14 protein-coding genes are annotated in these 18,158 nt (G+C 70.8%); 4 read left to right on the top strand and 10 right to left on the bottom strand.

Annotated features, from left to right (window positions below; all coding sequences use genetic code 11):
• Positions 1–80 precede the first annotated feature (80 nt).
• Positions 81–755 carry a response regulator transcription factor gene (locus DMB38_RS31550; RefSeq protein ID WP_125938007.1) on the bottom strand — a complete coding sequence of 225 codons (675 nt, stop codon included), beginning with the start codon at positions 753–755 and terminating at the stop codon, positions 81–83.
• Positions 756–1,128: 373 nt separating this feature from the next.
• On the opposite strand from DMB38_RS31550, the gene DMB38_RS31555 reads away from it, so the two are divergent.
• From DMB38_RS31555 to DMB38_RS31565, 3 genes are all read left to right on the top strand, one after another.
• Entirely contained in the window at positions 1,129–3,357 is a 2,229-nt protein-coding gene (locus DMB38_RS31555; RefSeq protein WP_125938008.1) for an MMPL family transporter, read from the top strand.
• A gap of 124 nt (positions 3,358–3,481) precedes the next feature.
• On the top strand, positions 3,482–3,676 hold the full coding sequence (locus DMB38_RS31560; RefSeq protein WP_125938009.1) for a hypothetical protein: 195 nt from the start codon (positions 3,482–3,484) through the stop codon (positions 3,674–3,676).
• 217 nt (positions 3,677–3,893) lie between these two features.
• Complete coding sequence (locus DMB38_RS31565) at positions 3,894–6,350, top strand: glycoside hydrolase family 95 protein (protein ID WP_125938010.1); 2,457 nt, start codon at positions 3,894–3,896, stop codon at positions 6,348–6,350.
• Positions 6,351–6,401: 51 nt separating this feature from the next.
• Here DMB38_RS31565 and DMB38_RS31570 read toward each other — a convergent pair whose 3' ends face one another.
• Positions 6,402–8,246 (bottom strand): glycoside hydrolase family 15 protein, encoded by a 1,845-nt coding sequence (locus DMB38_RS31570; RefSeq protein ID WP_125938011.1) that lies wholly within the window; start codon positions 8,244–8,246, stop codon positions 6,402–6,404.
• A gap of 527 nt (positions 8,247–8,773) precedes the next feature.
• Here DMB38_RS31570 and DMB38_RS31575 point away from each other — a divergent pair.
• The gene (locus tag DMB38_RS31575; protein ID WP_125938012.1) at positions 8,774–10,042 is read left to right on the top strand and encodes a hypothetical protein; all 1,269 of its coding nucleotides are present in this window, start codon (positions 8,774–8,776) and stop codon (positions 10,040–10,042) included.
• Between the two features lie 94 nt (positions 10,043–10,136).
• On the opposite strand, the gene DMB38_RS31580 is transcribed toward DMB38_RS31575, so the two are convergent.
• From DMB38_RS31580 to DMB38_RS31610, 8 genes are all read right to left on the bottom strand, one after another.
• The gene (locus tag DMB38_RS31580; protein ID WP_125938013.1) at positions 10,137–11,351 is read right to left on the bottom strand and encodes an FAD-dependent monooxygenase; all 1,215 of its coding nucleotides are present in this window, start codon (positions 11,349–11,351) and stop codon (positions 10,137–10,139) included.
• Positions 11,352–11,502: 151 nt separating this feature from the next.
• A complete protein-coding gene (locus tag DMB38_RS31585; protein ID WP_125938014.1) occupies positions 11,503–12,507 on the bottom strand; it encodes a UbiA family prenyltransferase in 1,005 nt (334 codons plus the stop codon).
• Positions 12,508–12,634: 127 nt separating this feature from the next.
• On the bottom strand, positions 12,635–14,257 hold the full coding sequence (locus DMB38_RS31590; protein WP_125938015.1) for an NAD(P)/FAD-dependent oxidoreductase: 1,623 nt from the start codon (positions 14,255–14,257) through the stop codon (positions 12,635–12,637).
• Between the two features lie 41 nt (positions 14,258–14,298).
• Positions 14,299–15,468, bottom strand: a complete 1,170-nt coding sequence (locus DMB38_RS31595) for a PhzF family phenazine biosynthesis isomerase (protein ID WP_125938016.1) — start codon at positions 15,466–15,468, stop codon at positions 14,299–14,301.
• A 504-nt stretch (positions 15,469–15,972) separates the two neighbouring features.
• Entirely contained in the window at positions 15,973–16,434 is a 462-nt protein-coding gene (locus DMB38_RS31600; protein ID WP_240662568.1) for a hypothetical protein, read from the bottom strand.
• 117 nt (positions 16,435–16,551) lie between these two features.
• A complete protein-coding gene (locus tag DMB38_RS36305; RefSeq protein WP_164716149.1) occupies positions 16,552–16,728 on the bottom strand; it encodes a hypothetical protein in 177 nt (58 codons plus the stop codon).
• A gap of 1 nt (position 16,729) precedes the next feature.
• The gene (locus DMB38_RS31605) at positions 16,730–17,650 is read right to left on the bottom strand and encodes a peptidoglycan-binding protein (protein ID WP_125938018.1); all 921 of its coding nucleotides are present in this window, start codon (positions 17,648–17,650) and stop codon (positions 16,730–16,732) included.
• Positions 17,650–18,156: a hypothetical protein gene (locus DMB38_RS31610; protein ID WP_125938019.1), complete on the bottom strand. Its 507-nt coding sequence runs from the start codon at positions 18,154–18,156 to the stop codon at positions 17,650–17,652. Before DMB38_RS31610 ends, DMB38_RS31605 begins: the two co-directional genes overlap by 1 nt.
• Positions 18,157–18,158: the final 2 nt, after the last annotated feature.

An 18,158-nucleotide genomic window follows, 5' to 3' on the forward strand; every position in this document is an offset into this window, starting at 1 on the left:
CTCCTGAGCGGCCCCGGCCGGGGACCATGCGAGGTCCGCTCACCTCCGCCGGTGAGCCCGGCCGCCGCCCGGTCGCCTGCCTATCGCCGTCGGGCCTGCTCGACGAGGCCGGTCTCGTAGGCGATCACGACGAGCTGGGCGCGGTCGTGCACGTGCAGCTTGCTGAAGAGCCGGCTGACGTGGGTCTTGACGGTGGCGACGCTGATGTGGAGCTGTGCGCTGATGTCGGCGTTCGAGTGTCCCGCGGCCACGTGGACGAGGACTTCCCGCTCGCGCTCCGTGAGCGGGTCGAGCAGGGTGGGCGAGACGCCGGAGTCGAAGGCGGGGCGGCTGACGAAGTCACGGATGAGACGCCGGGTCACGCTCGGCGCGAGGAGGGCGTCGCCGGCGGCGACCGTGCGGATGCCCGCGAGGAGCTGCTCGGGCGGGGTGTCCTTGAGAAGGAAGCCGCTGGCACCGGCCTTGAGGGCGGCGAACACGTACTCGTCGAGGTCGAAGGTGGTGAGGATGACGATCCGGATGGCCTCGGTGGCCGGGTCGCCGAGGAGCTGCCGGGTCGCCTCGATGCCGTCCATGTCGGGCATCCGTACGTCCATCAGGATGATGTCGGGCAGGTGCCGGTGGCCGGCCGCCACGGTCTCGCGGCCGGTGCTGGTCTCGGCGACGACCTCCATCCCCGCCGCGGCGTTCACGAGCACGCTGAAGCCGGCCCGTACGAGGATGTGGTCGTCGGCCACGACCACCCGAATCGTCATCGCCGGCCTCCGCATGCGGACGTCTGAAGGGGCACCGCAGGCAGCCACCGTACAAGGCCGTACGCCCCGGCCGTGCGCGCCGACCCGTACGGCGGTCGCACCACGGCGAGTGCCTTCGGGCCACGGTCGCACCCGCGCGTACATCCAGGACTGTATGCCGGCGGACGCTACCCCCCTGGCCGGACGCCCGGACCAATCCGCAGCCTGACGACGCGGGGCCGCCGCGGAGGCAGGCTGTGAGCTGCAGGGAGGCCCGTGCGACAAGGCTGAGCGGGCCGTGCGGCGCGGTGTGGCGCTGAACCCGACCTACTCACGAAAGCAGAGTTGTGCTCCCTTTCGACAACCCTCAGGTCCGGCTCCCGGGCGGAAGCCGATGAGCGGGATCGCGCGGTGGTGCTTCCGGCACCGGTTCCTCGTCATCGGCGGGTGGTTGCTGCTCCTCGCGGTCCTGGCGGGTGGCGTGCGCGCCGCGGGCGGCTCCGCCTTCTCGGAGCAGTACACCCTGCCCGGCACCGAATCGACCAAGGCCGCAGAGCTGCTGGCGTCGGAGTTCGAGCGCACCTCCGGCGACACGAGCACCATCGTCCTCCACGCGACCAGCGGCAAGGTCACCGACCCGGCCGTCAAGGCCGACGTCGACAGGATGCTGGCCGAGGTGGCCGACGTGCCCGAGGTCGGCGCGGTGGCCGGGCCGTTCGATCCCAAGGGGTCGGCGCAGATCAGCCGCGACGGCGAGACCGCCTACGCGACGGTCACCTTCACCGAGCAGAGCCAGAGCCTCGACACCGCGAACATCGAGCAGGTCGTGGACCTGGGCTCGGAGCTGCGCGGCGACGCGCTGCAAGTGGAGTTCGGAGGGAAGGCGGTCGGGGAGCTGGACAAACCCTCGACATCGAGCAGCGAGCTGATCGGCATCCTGGCCGCGGCGATCGTCATGCTGTTCGCGTTCGGGTCCTTCGTGGCGATGGCCATCCCGCTCATCGCCGCGGTCCTGGCGCTGGGCAGTGCGATCTTCGCGATCGACCTCCTCACCCAGGTGATGAGCGTCCCCAGCACCGCCCCGATCATCGCCGCGTTCATCGGCCTCGGCGTCGGCATCGACTACGCGCTGTTCATCGTCGCCCGCTACCGCAACGGCATCCGGGCCGGGCTCAGCCCGCAGGAAGCGACCGTGGCGGCCATGAACACCTCCGGCCGGGCGGTCATCTTCGCCGGCGGTACGGTCGCCGTCGCGATGCTCGGCCTGCTCGTCCTCGGGTTCAGCATCCTCTCCGGGATCGGACTCTCGGCGGCGATCATGGTGGCGTTCGCCATCGCGGTCGCCGTGACCCTGCTGCCCGCCCTCTTCGGGCTCTTCGGGACGCGGGTGCTCAGCCGCCGTCAACGCGCCCGGCTCAAGCGCGAAGGGCCGAGTGAGGCCCGGGTCTCCAGCAGGTGGGCCCGGTGGGCCGGATTCGTGCAGAAGCGGCCGGTACCGCTCACGATCATGGCGACCGTGGTCATGGTGGTGCTGATGATCCCGTTCTTCTCGCTGCGGCTGGGATCCTCCGACGCCGGCAACAACCCGCCCGACACCACCACGCGCCAGGCATACGACCTCCTCGTCGACGGCTTCGGCCCGGGACACAACGGCCCGCTGCAACTCGTCGCGAAGGTCCCCTCCCCGCAGGCCGAGGCCGACTTCACCCGGCTGGGAGAGGAGATCGGGACCGTTCCGGGGGTGTCGTCCGTACGGACCCCTCCGGCCACGCCCGCCGCGACGGTGCGCACCATGCAGGTCATCCCCACCGAATCCCCGCAGTCGAAACAGACGTCGGACCTCATCGACACGCTGCGCGACCGCGTGATCCCCGCCCACGAGGAGGACGGGCTCACCGTCTACGTCGGCGGGCAGACCGCCGTGCACAAGGACTTCGCGTCCGAACTGAGCGGCAAGATGCCGCTCTTCGTCACCATCGTCGTCGTCCTGGGATGCCTGCTGCTGATGCTCGCGTTCCGCAGTGTGCTCATCCCGCTCACCGCGGCGGTGATGAACCTGCTCTCGGCCGGCGCCGGATTCGGCATCGTGGTCGCGGTCTTCCAGTGGGGCTGGGGCTCGTCCGCCCTGGGCGCGGGCCCGGCCGGGCCCGTGGAGTCGTTCCTGCCGCCGATGATGCTGGCCGTCCTCTTCGGGCTGTCGATGGACTACGAGGTGTTCCTGGTCAGCCGCATCCACGAGGAATGGCTCCACACCGGCGACAACAACCTCGCCGTGCGCCGCGGCCAGGCCGCCACCGGGCAGATCATCACGGCCGTCGCGATCATCATGATCTGCGTCTTCACGGCCTTCCTCTTCGTCGGCATGCGCATGATCGCCGAGTTCGGGCTCGGGGTGGCCGTGGCCATCCTGCTCGATGCGCTCGTGGTACGCACGATCCTCGTACCGGCGGCCATGCAGCTCTTCGGGAAGTGGAACTGGTACCTGCCGAAGGCGATCGACCGCATCCTGCCCCACGTCTCCGTCGAGGGACCCGCCGATGCGCCGGCAGGCGGCGAACGGCCCCACGCCTCGCCCCCGGCCGACGACCGGAGGCCGGTCCTCACCGACAAGCGCGGTGCCTGACAGCGATGCCCTCGCCGGTCTGTGCGGCGAGGGCACCGCGGGCCCGGTCACGGCCGACGACCGGGCACGCGTCGGGTGCCGGTACGACCCCATCGAAAACGACACTCCCTAGAGGTGATGAGGCGTGGCGATTTCACTGTCCGTGGTGCTGATGACGGGGATCATCCTGATCGTGTTGATGCGCAGCGGCTCGGTCAAGACCGGGCCCGCGATCGTCGCCGTGCTCTTCGGCTTCCTGCTGGCGTCGACGGGCACGGGACCCGAATTACAGGACCTGCTCGACGAAATGGCCGAGAGCATCAGCGCGATCGGCACCTGAAGGCCGGCGGGGCGAGTCCCCCGAACGCCGTCGATCCGTGGCCTGGCTGGTGCCTCCGCCGCTTGACCGTCCTCCGCAGGGCGGCTCACGGCACCGAGTGGCGCAGCCAGCACCGCAGACATCGGATCTCATCCGGACGCCAGGGGTGTTCGATTCGCTGTCCGCTGGCTACACTCCCGTAACACCTCCGATGTATCCAGGTGTGGGGAGCGGCCAGATGGGCAGAAGCACCGTGACCGGACTGAGCATGCTTGCGCTGTGCGCGGCACTCACCGTCCCCGCAACGGCAGTCGATCCCTCACCGTTACCCGATGTCCCGGCCGCGCATGCCGCCGTGTCCCGGTCCGACCCCGGTTCCGTTCTCTGGTACGACGAGCCCGCCCCGGATTCGCATGACGGCTGGGAGCAGCGGTCGCTGCCGATCGGCAACGGCGCCATGGGCGCGTCGGTCTTCGGCGGCGTCGAGGCCGAACGCCTCCAGTTCAACGAGAAGACGCTGTGGACCGGCGGGCCCGGCGTGTCCGGCTACAACTTCGGCAACTGGGACGAGCCCCGGCCGGGCGCGCTGGAAGAGGTCCGGCAGCGGATCCGGGACGAGGGTCAGGTCTCCCCGGAGTACGTGCGGGACACGCTCGGCCACGCGTCCGACTCGCCCCGGCACCGCCGCTTCGGGGCGTACCAGAGCTTCGGCGACCTGCGGCTCGACTTCCCCGACCGGACGGAGCCGGTCACCGGTTACCGCCGGGAGCTGGACATCGGCCGGGGTGTCGCGGGGGTCTCCTACCGATCCGGCGACGTGCGGTTCACCCGCGAGTACTTCGCCACCGCGGCAGACGGCGTCATCGTCGCCCGCATCGGCGCCGACCGGCCCGGTCAGGTGGACTTCACCTCCCGGATCGGCGTCCCGGCCAACCGGACCGGCACGGCCGCGGCCGACGACGGGCGGATCACCGTCACCGGCGCGCTCCACAGCAACGGCCTCGCGTACGAGGCCCAGCTCCAGGTGCTCAACGAGGGCGGTACGCGCACCGACGGGGCGGACGGCACGGTGAGCGTACGGGACGCCGACGAGGTGACGCTCGTGCTCGCGGCCGGGACCGACTACGCCGCCGACTACCCCGGCTACCGGGGCGAGGACCCGCACGCCCGGGTGACCGCGCTGACCGACGACGCCGCGGACAAGGGCTACGGCGCGCTGCTGCGCGACCACGAGGCCGACCACGCCGGGCTGTTCGACCGGGTCACGCTCGACCTCGGCGGCGAGATGCCCGAGGTGCCGACCGACGAGTTGCTGCGTACGTACGGCGAAGGGCCGGCGGCGGCCGACCGCGCGCTGGAGGAACTGTTCTTCCGGTACGGCCGCTATCTGCTGGCCGCCTCCTCCCGCCCGGGCTCGCTGCCGGCGAACCTGCAGGGGGTGTGGAACGACATGGAGGCCCCGCCCTGGCAGGCGGACTACCACCTCAACATCAACCTGCAGATGAACTACTGGCCGGCCGACGTCGCCAATCTGGCCGAGACGGCAGAGCCGTTGGCCGCGTACGTCGAGGGTCTGCGGGAGCCCGGACGGGTGACGGCGAAGCAGATGTTCGGGGTCGGGCAGGGGTGGGTCGCCCACCACGCCTCCAACATCTACGGGCACACCGGCGCCTGGGACCACCCGGCGTACTTCTTCCCCGAGTCCGGCGCCTGGCTCGCGGACCAGCTCTACGACCGCTACCGCTTCACCCTCGACGAGGACTACCTCGCCGAGGTCGCCTACCCGGTGATGAAGGAGGCGGCGCAGTTCTGGATCGGGAACCTGCGCACCGACCCGTCCGACGGCACCCTCGTCGCCACCCCCAGCCGCTCCCCGGAGATCGGTCCGGCGACCGCCGGCGCGTCGATGTCCCAGCAGATCCTCTGGCACCTCTTCACGGACACCGCGGAAGCCGCCGCCAAGACCGGCGACAAGACCTTCGCCAAGCGGGCGGCAGCCGTCCTGGAGAAGCTGGACCCGGGTCTGCGGGTCGGATCCTGGGGGCAGTTGCAGGAGTGGAAGGCCGACCTGGACGACCCGGACGAGCACCACAGGCACGTCTCGCATCTGTTCTCCGTCCACCCCGGCCGGCAGATCTCCCCGGCCACCACGCCCGAGCTCGCCGAAGCCGCCGAGGTCTCGCTGAACGCCCGCGGAGACGACGGCACGGGATGGAGCAAGGCATGGAAGATCAACTTCTGGGCGCGGCTCCTCGACGGCGACCGCGCGCACAAGCTGCTCACCCAGCAGCTCGGGCAGAGCACCCTTCCCAACCTCTGGGACACGCATCCGCCGTACCAGATCGACGGCAACTTCGGCGCCACCGCCGGGATCGCCGAAATGCTGCTGCAGAGCCACCTCGGCACGATCGACGTCCTGCCCGCGCTGCCGGGTGCCTGGGAGGACGGCAGCGTGGACGGGCTGAAGGCCCGGGGCGCGTTCACGGTGGGTGCGACGTGGCGCGCCGGCGATCCCACGGAGATCCGGCTCACCTCGGCCAAGGGCGGGAAAGCGGTGCTGCGGCACGAGGCGTTCCGCGGAGAGGTCCGGGTCTACCGCGACAACGGCAGGCCCGCCGGCTTCTCCACCGACGGCGACGCCCTCAGGCTGCCGACCAGGGCGGGGGTGACGTACCGCATCGTCCCGCAGGGCTGATCGACGCCACCGGCTACGTCCCGGCCCGGGAGCCGACTGCCCCGGCCGGGGCTAGCCGAGGGTGCGGTCGAGGTTGAAGGCGGCGCTGATGAGGGCGAGGTGGGTGAACGCCTGGGGGAAGTTTCCGAGTTGCTCCCCGGTGTGGCCGATCTCCTCGGCGTAGAGGCCGAGGTGGTTGGCGTACGTGAGCATCTTCTCGAACGCGAGCCGGCCCTCGTCGACGCGGCCCGCCCGGGTCAGCGCTTCGACGTACCAGAACGAGCAGATCGAGAAGGTCCCCTCCTCGCCGGGCAGACCGTCCCCGCTGCTCTGCGGGTCGTAGCGGTAGACCAGCGAGTCGGAGACCAGGTCCTCGCCCAGGGCGTCGAGGGTGGCGAGCCACTTCGGGTCGGTGGGGGAGACGAACTTCGCCAGGGGCATCATCAGGAGGGACGCGTCGAGGAGGTGGCTGTCCTCGGACTGGACGAAGGCGTTCCGTTCGGTGGACCAGCCGTGGCGCATGATCCGGCGGTAGATGTCGTCCCGGGACCGTCCCCACCGGACCAGGTCGGCGGGCAGTCCGCGGTGCTGGGCCATGCGCATGGCCCGTTCGATCGCCACCCAGCACATCAGCCGCGAGTAGAGGAAGTTCCTCGATCCGCCGCGGGTTTCCCAGATGCCCCGGTCGGGCTGGTCCCAGTGGGCGCACACCCAGTCGACGAGCGCGCTGATGCCGTCCCAGTAGGCGCTGGAGACGGGCTGCCCCCACTTGTCGTAGAGGTAGAGGGAGTCGACGAGCGCTCCGTAGATGTCCAGTTGCAGTTGGCCGACGGCGCCGTTGCCGACGCGCACGGGTGCCGAGCCCCGGTAGCCCTCCAGGTGCGGAAGTTCCCGCTCGGGCAGGTCGTGGCGCCCGTCGATGCCGTACATGATCTGCAGCGGGCCGGCGGCGCCGGCCGCTTCGAGGCGGACGTGCTCGGAGAGGAATCCCATGAACGCCCGGGCCTCGTCGGTGAAGCCGAGCCTGAGCAGCGCGTACACGCAGAAGGCCGCGTCACGGATCCATACGTAGCGGTAGTCCCAGTTGCGCTGTCCGCCGATGTGCTCGGGCAGGGAGGTGGTCGGTGCGGCGATGATGGCACCGGTCGGGGCGTAGGTGAGGAGCTTCAGGGTGAGGGCGGAGCGGTGCACGACCTCCCGCCAGCGGCCCCGGTAGCGGGACTGGGACAGCCACCGCCGCCAGTAGCCGACGGTGGCGTTGAACTGCTTCTCCGCCTCGGCCTCGGGGCAGTGGCGGGGCAGGACGTCGCCGCCGACCCGGTCGAGCGCGAAGACGGCCGACTGGCCTTCGCGCAGCTTGAAGAGCGACCAGGCATCCTGGCCCGCGACCTCCACCGGCACGCTCGACGTCAGCGCGAGGGTCAGTGAGGGTGACGCGAAGACCACCTGGCGGTCCTGTACGTGCACGGTGTGCGGCTCCGTCCCGTACGCGAAGCGGGGTGCCACGCGGGCGCGGAAAGGCAGCGATCCGCGGACACACACCACACGCCGGATCAGCCGGTGCCGGTCGGCCTCGCGTGAATCGTCCATGATCGGCATGAAGTCCTGGATCTCCCCCACCCCGTCGTCGGCGGAGAAGCGGGTGATCAGCACATTCGTATCGGGGAAGTAGAACTGCTTCGTGCGTGTCGGGACGTCCGCGGCAAGTTCGAAGGACCCGCCCCGCTCGGCGTCGAGGAGCGAGGCGAACACACTGGGAGCATCGAAGCGCGGGCAGCAGTACCAGTCGATCGTGCCGTTCGTGCCCACCAGCGCCGCGCTGCGCAGGTCACCGATGAGACCGTGCTCGGCGACCGGAAGATAGCGGGGCGCATGCGCGTCGGAATGTCCCCCGGGCGCTTCGGCTTCACGCGTCATTTCGGACCTCCCAGCAGCCACCGGGTGTCCGGCTTCACCGGCACCGGCCCGGAGATGCCCCGCGCCGGGCGCTTTCACGGCGGCGGTCGGTACCCACCACAATCGACTCACGGATTTCCGTGGCATATGACTGCAGTGCCTCTACCAAACCTAATACGGCGGACCGGCAGCAGCAAACAGACGCATATGCCGCCTGCCCGATAAGGCGCGCAAGATCAGACATGTTTCCCGTGCCCGACCCGCAGGGTTTTTTGCTGACGGTGAAGTAATGAGTACCTAGCGTGATCGGATCTCCGGGAGCACCACTGCCCAGGCGTTTCCATACGCAAGAAATTGCGCGGGAAGTTTCGGGAAGTTGTCAACCCAGGGCTTTGCGCTCATTCGACGATTTGCTGAAGGGCCTCGCCGGGAGGCCGCAGCCTTCGGAGGGCGGAGCCATGAGCACGGTCAAGGTCAGGGTCCGGACCGGAGCGGGCAGTTCCACGGATGTCGGCCCGGAGGCCAGGGCGGTCCAGAGACGATCACCGGTGCCCCTGTTGCTGAACGTGCTGCTGCTGCCGGCCGCCGCGGCCCGGGACCGTCCGGCCGTCCTCCCGCCTGAGCCGGGCGCGCCGCCCGGTGCGTCCGCGGCGACGCTCGCCGAGCGCAGGGCGCTCGCCCACACCTACGCCCCCTGTTACGCCCGGGCCGACAAGCGGGAGAAGACCCTCATCCTCGACAAGGTGTGCGCGGCGACCGGCTGGCACCGCAGCCACGCCCGCAACGCGCTGCTGAACGCCGCACGCCCCAAGCCGGGCAGGGTCCCGCAGCGCAGGAAGTACGACGCCGAGGTCGTCGCGGCGCTGACGCTGTGCTGGACCATCCTGGACCGGCCGGCGGGCAAGCGGCTGGCGCCGATGCTTCCCGAGCTGGTGCCGGTGCTGCGCCGCCACCGCGAGCTCTCCCTCGACGACGAGTCCGCCGAGCTGCTGATGTCCATGTCGGCGGCGACGATCTCCCGCCGTCTCGCCCCGTACCGGCAGTCCTCCGGAACCGCCCCGCGGCTGCGGCCCGGTTCCCGGCCGCGCGGTGAACTCCCGCTCGTCACCTGGACGGAGTGGGACCACGGCCACCCCGGGTTCTTCGAGATCGCGGTCGTACGCCACGACGGCGGTACGGCGGGCGGCAGTTGCCTGCTGACCGTGGCCGCCACCGACATCGCCACCGGCTGGACCGAGATCCGGACGGTCCGGGGCGCCGGGCAGATACCCCTCGCCCTGGACGTGGTCGCCAGGAACCTGCCCTTCCCGGTGCTCGGACTCGACTGCGGGAGCCACGGCGCCGAGATCGACGAGGCCCTGCTCCGCTGGTGCCGGCAGCGCCGGGTGACCTTCACCCATGCCCGCCCGGTCGGCAGGGGGAGCCACCACGTCGGCCAGCAGAGCTGGCGGATGCTGCACGAGCTCGCGGGCGACCATCACTACGACTCCCCGGGTGAACAGGCCCTCCTCAACGAGATCTGGGCCGCGCTCTCACGGCTGACGAACTACTTCTATCCTCAGCAGCGTTCGGTGTCCGGCCCCGGACAGGGCGGCGGCCGCAAGGAGTTCGAGACGGCGACCCCGTACCGCAGGACCGAACGCCACCGCTGCGTGACCCCGGAGGACCAGGCGATCCTCGCCGACGTCTATCCGGGCCTCAACCCGGCAGAGCTGCACCGCCACGTCGAGCGTCTGGTGAACAGGCTGCACCTCATCGCCGAGAGCCGGGCGGCGCTGCGGCGCTGCCGCACCTTCGGCCCCGGCTTCGTCTTATGACGGTACGGCGAACGGCTCGCCCCCGCGGCGATGCCGCGGGGGCGAGCCGTTCCGTCAGGAAGGCGAGGGCCGCCGCCGGCCCCCGCGTGCACTGTCAGTGCCGGGTGGCCGACGCGCGGTCGACGACATCCTGGTAGTCGGTCGTGATGGTCTCCAGGCCGGCGGCCATCTCGTCGACGGAGGTTTCCGCCAGGGTGCGTTCGGAGTGGTCCATGCTGCGGTTCGCCTCGACGATCGCGTTGGCGGCCGGGAGCCGGACACTCTCGTACCGCTTGAACGCGGCCGGCACGTCGTCGCCGGCGTCGGCGAGTTCGGCCGCCAGGGCGACGCCGTCGAGGATGGCCTGGGTGCCGCCGTTGGCGCCGATCGGGTACATCGGGTGGGCGGCGTCACCGAGGAGGGTGACCCGGTGCTCGCCCCAGGAGGGCAGCGGGTCGCGGTCGGCCATCACGTGGTGCATGACCTGCCCGCTCGACTCCAGAGCCGCGAGGACGTCGAGCCAGCCGAAGTCCCAGTCGGCGAAGTGCGGCAGCAGGTCCTCGAACCTGCCGGGGCTGAGCTGTACTTCGCCCTGCCAGTCCGGGTCCGCGGCCAGGCACACCCAGTTCAGGAGCACCTTGCCGCGTTCGGCGTGCGGCCGCGAACACGGGTACGCCACCATCCGGTTGCTCCGGTCGTCGGAGGCGATGATCATCGTCCGGCCGTCGATGAACTCGGGTATCTCGGTGAGACCGCGCCACATCCGCACGGGGGTCCGGCGCAGCGGAGACCCCTCGGGGTGCAGTTGCGCGCGGATGACCGAGTGCATGCCGTCCCCGGCGATCAGGGCGCCGGCGTCGATACCGGACTCGCCTCCGGAGCGCGAGCTGATGTGGACGCGTACGCCGTCCGCGTCCTGCTCGAAGCCACGCACCCGGGTCGCCGTACGGATGGCGTCGGGTCCGAGGCGCGAGCGCACCGCGTCGAGCAGCATCATCTGCAGCTCGCCGCGGTGGATCGAGTACTGCGGAAAGTCGTTGCCCGCGGCGATGCCGCGGGCCTCGGACCAGATGGTCCCGCCCTTGTGGTCGAGGTAGCGGTGCTCGCGGGTGGCGATCCCGGTGGCCGCGAGCTTCCCGCCCAGCCCGAGGGCGGTCAGTTCGCCGATCGCCGCGGGCTGGATGTTGATGCCGACCCCGAGCGGCCGGATCTCCTCGGCCTCCTCCAGCAGCGTGACTTCCAGGCCACGGGCGTGCAGAGCCAGCGCGGCGGCCAGTCCTCCGATCCCGGCCCCGGCGATGACGATGCCGGGCGAATGTGTTTCGGTCATGACGGCTGCCACCTTTCTCTACGGTTGAGCGGCTGTGCGGGGACTTCTGTGGGGAGGATCAGCGAGCGGTGAGGACCGGGACGGCGGCCTGGACGTCCGCGGGGCCGCGCCCCTGCGCGTGGCTCACGACGGGTGGGGGGTCGCCGGGCGGTCACCGTCCGATGACGACGAAGACCGCCAGGAGCACCGTGGCCCAGCCCATCAGCGCGGCGTGGTAGGGACCGATCAGCGACTTCTTGTGCAGCGCCTCGATCGCCGCTTCGTGCGTGTTGTCGCTCACGTCCCGGATGACGGTGTACAGGAGCCGCTGGCTCGCCAGCCAGGCGGCGATCCACGGCACGAACGCCCAGGAGAACCCGAAGGTCGCCCAGACCGCGACGATGAGCAGCGCGGAGCCCACGAGCAGCATCGAGGACTGGATGTACATCGTCTTCTTCAGTCCCCAGGCGACCGTGTAGGTCCTGATCCCGAACTTCTCGTCCTCGATGTAGTCCTCGGCGTGGCTGGTGACGAAGAGGGAGACCAGAAGCAGCGCGAAACCCGCCAGGGCCACGACGCTGCCCCATTCCACGGCGTACTCGGAGGAGCGCAGGACGAACAGACCCGGCAGGAAGACGAGGCTGAGCTGCAGGGTGGGGAGCTGCCAGGCGCCGGCGCCCTTCAGCTGCAGCGGGGGAGCCGAGTACTGGAAGCCGAGGATGCCGACGAAGACGGCCAGCGGCAGCAGGTCCCAGTGCCCGGTCCTGACGGCGAGGAATACCGCCAGCACGCAGTTGATGGCCGTCGATACGCCGATGTGGGCGACGACCCGCGAGACTCCCAGGCCGTAGATGGCCTCGGACTGCCGGGACTTGTACAGCGCGTCCTGCTCGCGGTCGGCCAGGGCGTTGGTCATGTTCCCGATCTGCATGCCGGAGACCGAGAAGAGCACGCCCAGCAGCGTGTTGAGCGAGTAGACGTCCGACCACTCGTGTGCGGAGAGCAGGGCCGGTGCGAAGGAGACGGTGAGGATGACCGGCAGGAACTCGAACCGCCGGATGACACATGCGTACCGCACGCGAGTGGCCAGCGGAGGGCGTTGGCCGGATGGCCCGTCGGAGTCGGTGAGCAGGGCGTCGAGTTGTGCCCTCAGCGGAGGAGCGTCGGCTTTCGGCATGGTCCGTTTCTCTCGTCGTCGAAGTGGGTCTTACGGGTCTGTGCGGTGGGTGTGACGGGGGCGGGGCGGGGCGGGCGACGCCGGACGCCCGCCCCGAAACCCCGTCGGCTCGCGGGCGGACCGCCCGTCAGGGCGCGGTGAGCGAGACGTCGCCGTCGAGCGTGAAGCCCTCGTAGTCCGCGGCGACGATCTCCCCGAGCTTCGCCCGGTACGCGGCGATGCCGCCGAAGTAGAAGAGCGTGCGCCGCTTCTTGCCGGGGATGTTCGAGCCGAAGATCCAGGAGTCCGTCTGCGCGAACAGGCTGTGCTCCGCCATCTCCCGGCACATGGCGGTCCATTCCTTCTCGGCGGTGGCGGTGGCCTCGACCGTGCCGGCCCCGCGTTTCCGGGCGGCGTCGATGGTCTCCGCGATCCACTCGACCTGCGTCTGGAGGGCGGGCGGCAGGTTGGAGAAGACGCTGTTGGGGCCGAAGACCGTGAAGAGGTTCGGGAAGCCGTTCACGGCCATGCCGAGGTAGCTGCTCGGCTCCTCGCCCCAGTACTCCTTGAGCGAGACACCGCCGCGGCCCCGGATGTCGATCCGGTTGTAACTCCCCTGCATGGCCTCGTAACCCGTCGCGAAGACCAGCACGTCCAGCTCGTGCTCGGTGCCGTCCTCGGTGACCACGCCGGCCGGGGTGATCCGGACGATCGGGTTCTCCTTGGTGGAGACCAGGGTGACGTTGTCGCGGTTGTAGGTCTCGTAGTAATCGGTGTTGCAGATCGGCCGCTTCGCGTAGAGGTCGGTCGGCATGAGCTTGCGCGCGGTCTCCGGGTCCCGCACGATCTCCTTGATCTTCGACCTGATGAACGAGGCGGCGGCGTCGTTCGACTCCGGGTTGAACGCGATGTCGGCAAAGGTGCCGAACATGAAGTGGAACCCGTTGCCCGCGTCCCAGCTCTCCTGGAACCTGCGCTCGCGTTCCTCGGCCGAGACGCTCATCGCGGAGATCTGGCTCTCCTCGAAGCCGCAGGCCACACGGGAGTTGAAAGCCTTCTCCCAGAACTGCTTGTGGTTCTCCCGGTAGTCCTCGATGAACTCGTCGCTGAGCGGCCCGTCGCCGGCCGGGACGACGTACTGCGCGGAGCGCTGGAAGACCGTGAGGTGTTCCGCCATCTTGGCGGCGGCGCCGATGAACTGGGTTCCGGTCGAGCCGGTACCGATGACCCCGACCTTCTTGCCGGTGATGTCGAGGTCCTCCGGCCAGGCACCGGTGTGCACCTGCGTGCCCGCGAATCGGTCCCGCCCCTCGATCTCGGGGAAGCTCGCGGTCGACAGCGGTCCGAGCGCGCCGACGACGTAGCGGGCGGTGAACTCCTCGCCGCCGTCGGTCCGTACCGTCCACAGGCCGGAGGACTCGTCGTAGGCCAGCGACTCGACGGTGGTGTTGAGCTGGATGTCCTCGCGCAGGTCGTACCGGTCGACCACGTGCTCCAGGTAGGCCAGGATCTCCGGCTGCGGCGCGTAGCGCGTCTTCCAGTTCCACTCCCGCAGCAGGTCGGAGTCGAAGGAGTAGCGGTACGCGATGCTGTCGACGTCGGCGGCCGCGCCCGGATAACGGTTCCAGTGCCAGGTGCCCCCGATGCCGGCCCCCCGCTCGAAGGCCCGCACGTTCAGGCCGAGTGTGTTGCGGAGCTTGTGCAGCATGTAGATACCGGCGAATCCGGCGCCTATGACGATCGAGTCGAGGTGGGTCGGTTTCCTGGGCATAGTGGCCTTTCGGCTGGTGCTGGACAAGGGAACGGCGTGGTTCAGACGTGGATGGTGCCTTCGGCGGCGACCGTGCCGTGGCCGCTCACCCGCACGCGGTCGATCTCTCCGCTGCCCGCGAGGGTGGCCTCGGCGAACATCACCGAGGGGCGGCCGCCGAGGTGGCCGCCCTGGTGGATCTCGACGGTCTTCCCGTACGCCACGAGGCCGTACCGCGCGAGGTGGACGGCGAGCGCGCCGGCGGCGGAACCCGCGGTCGCCTCCTCGGCGCCGCCGTGGGCCGGCGGGAACACCCGCGCGTGCCACCGCTCGCCCTCGGGGGCGAAGCACGTGGCGGCCGTGCCGGGGAAGGCGGCGAGCGCCCGGCGGTCGGGGCGCAGCCCGGCGAGCGCCGCCGCGTCGGGGAGTCCGGCGAACACGTGCCGGGGGCCGTCGCGGTAGAGGTCCACCGGGAGGGTGGAGGCGGCGATGCCGAGTGCGCCGAGCAGCGCCCCGGCGTGCTCGTACGGCTCCCAGACCGGGATCGGCTGCTCCATGGAGACGTACGCCACGCCGCCGCCGGACTGGGCCGCGGGAGTCCGGTCGACGACGAAGGGCACGACACCCGTCCGCGTCTCGAACCGCAGCCGGTCCGTCCGCAGGTCGAGCGCGACCGCGGCCGCCGCGGCGAGCAGCGGGTGCCCGGCGAACGGGAGCTCGGCGTCGGGGGTGAAGATCCGCGCCCGTACGTCCGCGTCCGTGGCCCTGGGCGGCAGCAGGAACACCACTTCGGACAGGTTCATCGCCTTGGCGATGCGCCGCATCAGCTCGTCCGTCAGATCCGCCGCGTCGAAGAACACCGCGACCGGGGTGCCGGAGAGCGGCTGGGTGGCGAAGGCGTCGACGACGACGTACCGGTGCGAGGAGTCACGGATACGGACGGCGCCCGCGCCCCGGGCCGTGGCCTGCACCTCGAAGCGGTCCCGGTGGGTGATCGGGGAACCGACCAGGGAGGCGGCCAGGTTCTCCGGGAGCGAGGCGGGCTGCTCGCCGTCCCACACCATGACCGCGCCCCAGCGCTCGCCGTCCGGGTCGGCGATCCAGAACTTCTCCCGCAGCCCCTCGACGGCCTGCCAGTTGTGGACGACACCGTCCTCGTTCAGATGCTGCCTGAGGCTCTCGACCGTGGCGGGGGAGCCCTTCAGATCCCACCAGGCGATCTCCATCTTCATCGTGTCAGCACCCCTTCGCACACGTCGGTGAGGAGGCGTGGCCCGAGACGATGCGCCCCCGGCACAGGGCGATCGGGGAATCGGTGAGGGAGAGGACGGTGCGGAAATCCCAGGTCCGGAAAGCCTGAATCGTTCACGTAAAGTCTTCCCCCGTAGATTTGCGAATGATGGACCACTCAACTACAGGCCCGGCTCATACCTCTCCACGGGTTTTCCTGTACCGCGATGTGCTCATTTCCGTTACCCCGACAGCTCCTGGAACAAATTGCACGTACGCACGTTCAGCCACGGATGGGTTGGGTGGGGTGCCGAGAACTTACCGACGCCACCCGGCGGTTGCAAACGTCTGTTGCCTCATGAAGATCCGCGCGTTGCCGACGGCGCGTACCTTTCCGGATGAGTCCGTTCCGATTTTCGTCACGGGCTGCGATGGGGCAACCGCGCGTAGTGCAAGCGGCGCCTGCGCCTCCGGGAGAAAGGGAAATGCGGGCGACGCGGCGGCGTCTAGCCCCGCAGGGCCAGCACCGCCCAGGCCGCCGTCGCCACCGTCGCCGCGCCGAGTCCGAGGAGGGGGAGGCGGGTCAGCAGCCGGTCGTCCCACTCCTCGCCGGTGCCGGAGGCGAACCGCAGTGCGGGGGTGGCCGCGCGGCCCAGCGCGAAGCCCAGGCCGGCCGCCAGCGCCACGCCCGCGTCGTTGGCCAGCAGCACGCCGAGGGCGAGGGCGTAGGGCAGGCTCGCCGACACGTAGGTACGTACCCCGGTGCCCATCTCGAACCCGAACTGGAGTGCGCCGCGCGCCAGATGGCGTTGCAGCACGTCCTGCGGCACCTGCCGCGCGTTCTGCGGCAGCCGCAGGCGCAGCACCCCGGCGTCGCGGGCGACGGCGAGCAGCCCGAGGGCGGCCGTCGCCCCCGCGCGCCAGTCCGCCGGGACCGGTGCGGCCAGTCCGGACGCAAGCCACAGCACGGTGGCCGAGAGCAGGGCGCCGAGCAGCAGCCCGGTGGAGAAGACCCCCAGTACGGTGGTCTGCCGGTGAACGGCCCGCCAACCTGGCGAGGCCAGCGCGTGCGCGCTGTTCCGCGTTCAAACGGAGCCGGAGAGCGAGTAGCCGGCCAGCCCGCCGAGGATCGCCCAGGTGAGCAGGGGACCGTACCAGCCGGCCGCCACCGCACCGCTGCTGAGCGCGAGCATCGGCACCGCCGGGTCGGTCAGCCGGCCGCGCCATGCCGGTCTGGCCGGTCCGGTACCGATCCGGGCCAACTCACGCCCCGCCGACGAGGGTGCGCCAGGTCTGCTGGCCGACGATCCCGTCGACGGTCAGCCCGGCCCCGCGCTGGAACTCCCGGGTCGCGGTCGCGGTGAGCGCGCCGAACGCGCCGTCCACGGTCAGCGGGTAGCCGTGCTTCACGAGCTGGCGCTGGGCGGCGCTGACGGCGGCGCCGGAGTCGCCCTGCCGGACGGTGACCACCAGGTGGGTCCAGGTGGTCGCGGTGACCGTGCCGGTCGCCCGCAGCCCGTTGGCCTCCTGGAAGCCGCTTACCGCGGTCGCGGTATCGGGGCCGAAGATCCCGTCCGGCTCGGTGGGGAACCGGTGGAAGCCCAGGAGGTGCTGGGCCGTGTAGACGTCCGGGCCGCGCGAGCCGTCCCGCAGCGTGGGCCAGGTGATGGCGCCCTCGCAGCCGCAGTCGGTGGTCCAGCGGCAGATGGAACGCACCCAGCCGGAGCCGGAGTTGAAGTAGCCGTCGTGGCAGCGCCGTTCGATGCCGCAGCCGCAGGCGCCGCACGCGCCGCTGAACGCCCACAGCCAGCCGTCGTAGGAGCCGGAGTAGCACTGGTTGGGCCGCAGGGTCCAGGTGACGCCGTCGTTGCGGTGGAAGCCCTCGTGCGGGCCGCTCGTCTCACAGGCGGCGGCGTGCACGGTGCTCGGGCCGCAGCCGGGGGAGCAGTCGTGCGTCGACGCGTAGGAGGGGCACGCGCCCTCCCAGATGTCGTAGCCGTCGGCGTACGCCTCCCTGGCCGCCCCGAAGACGCCGAGGGCGGCGAAGCCCACGACCGTCGCGGACTGGAGCACGGTACGCCGCCGGGGTGCCAGGCTCGGCAGCGAGGAGGTGCTCCGGCGGCGGACGGGCCGGTCGGCGGCGCCGGAGCGGCGCAGTTGGGGAACATCGTCGAGGGTGGTCATCACGCGCTCCTCGGCTGACTGGTGTGGTGGGGGGCTGCGGCGACCAGGTCGCCCAGCGCGTCGGCGGAGCCGAGCGGCTCGCTGCGCACGACGCGCCCGGTGGTGCCGACGAGCACGGCGAACGGCGTCGCGATCGCGTCGTAGGCGGTGAAGAGGTCGGGCCGGTTCTCCGTGACCGGCACGCCGGCCTCGGTGGCGGGAGGGGCGTCACCGGCGTAGACGGCGCGCACCGCGGTCGGCCCGTCGAGGCGGCCGGCCGCCGCCAGCACCTCGGCGCAGGTACGGCATTCGGCGCTGAGGAAGAGCAGCAGCGTCTCGCGGTCCGCGGCCAGCAGCTCGTCCGCGTGCGGCGCGGAGCTGCCCGGCGTGACGCCCAGCCGCCCGGGGGAGCGGACCACCGCGCCCCGGGAGAGCTGGTGGACCTGCCGCACCAGCCCGGACACCACGAGGGCGAGCAGGGCGATGGCGACCCAGGAGAGGATCAGGGCGCTGGTGGTGAAGTCCACGG

The sequence above is a fragment of the Streptomyces sp. WAC 06738 genome (assembly GCF_003945505.1).
Taxonomy (GTDB): domain Bacteria; phylum Actinomycetota; class Actinomycetes; order Streptomycetales; family Streptomycetaceae; genus Streptomyces.

What these genes read in the sequence shown, in the direction of transcription:
- DMB38_RS31595 (WP_125938016.1), bottom strand. Translation starts at nt 15,468, where the DNA reads ATGAAGATGGAGATCGCCTGGTGGGATCTGAAGGGCTCCCCCGCCACG.
- DMB38_RS31605 (WP_125938018.1), bottom strand. Translation starts at nt 17,650, where the DNA reads ATGACCACCCTCGACGATGTTCCCCAACTGCGCCGCTCCGGCGCCGCC.
- DMB38_RS31555 (WP_125938008.1), top strand. Translation starts at nt 1,129, where the DNA reads ATGAGCGGGATCGCGCGGTGGTGCTTCCGGCACCGGTTCCTCGTCATC.
- DMB38_RS31570 (WP_125938011.1), bottom strand. Translation starts at nt 8,246, where the DNA reads ATGACGCGTGAAGCCGAAGCGCCCGGGGGACATTCCGACGCGCATGCG.
- DMB38_RS31565 (WP_125938010.1), top strand. Translation starts at nt 3,894, where the DNA reads ATGGGCAGAAGCACCGTGACCGGACTGAGCATGCTTGCGCTGTGCGCG.
- DMB38_RS31585 (WP_125938014.1), bottom strand. Translation starts at nt 12,507, where the DNA reads ATGCCGAAAGCCGACGCTCCTCCGCTGAGGGCACAACTCGACGCCCTG.
- DMB38_RS31590 (WP_125938015.1), bottom strand. Translation starts at nt 14,257, where the DNA reads ATGCCCAGGAAACCGACCCACCTCGACTCGATCGTCATAGGCGCCGGA.
- DMB38_RS31580 (WP_125938013.1), bottom strand. Translation starts at nt 11,351, where the DNA reads ATGACCGAAACACATTCGCCCGGCATCGTCATCGCCGGGGCCGGGATC.
- DMB38_RS31550 (WP_125938007.1), bottom strand. Translation starts at nt 755, where the DNA reads ATGACGATTCGGGTGGTCGTGGCCGACGACCACATCCTCGTACGGGCC.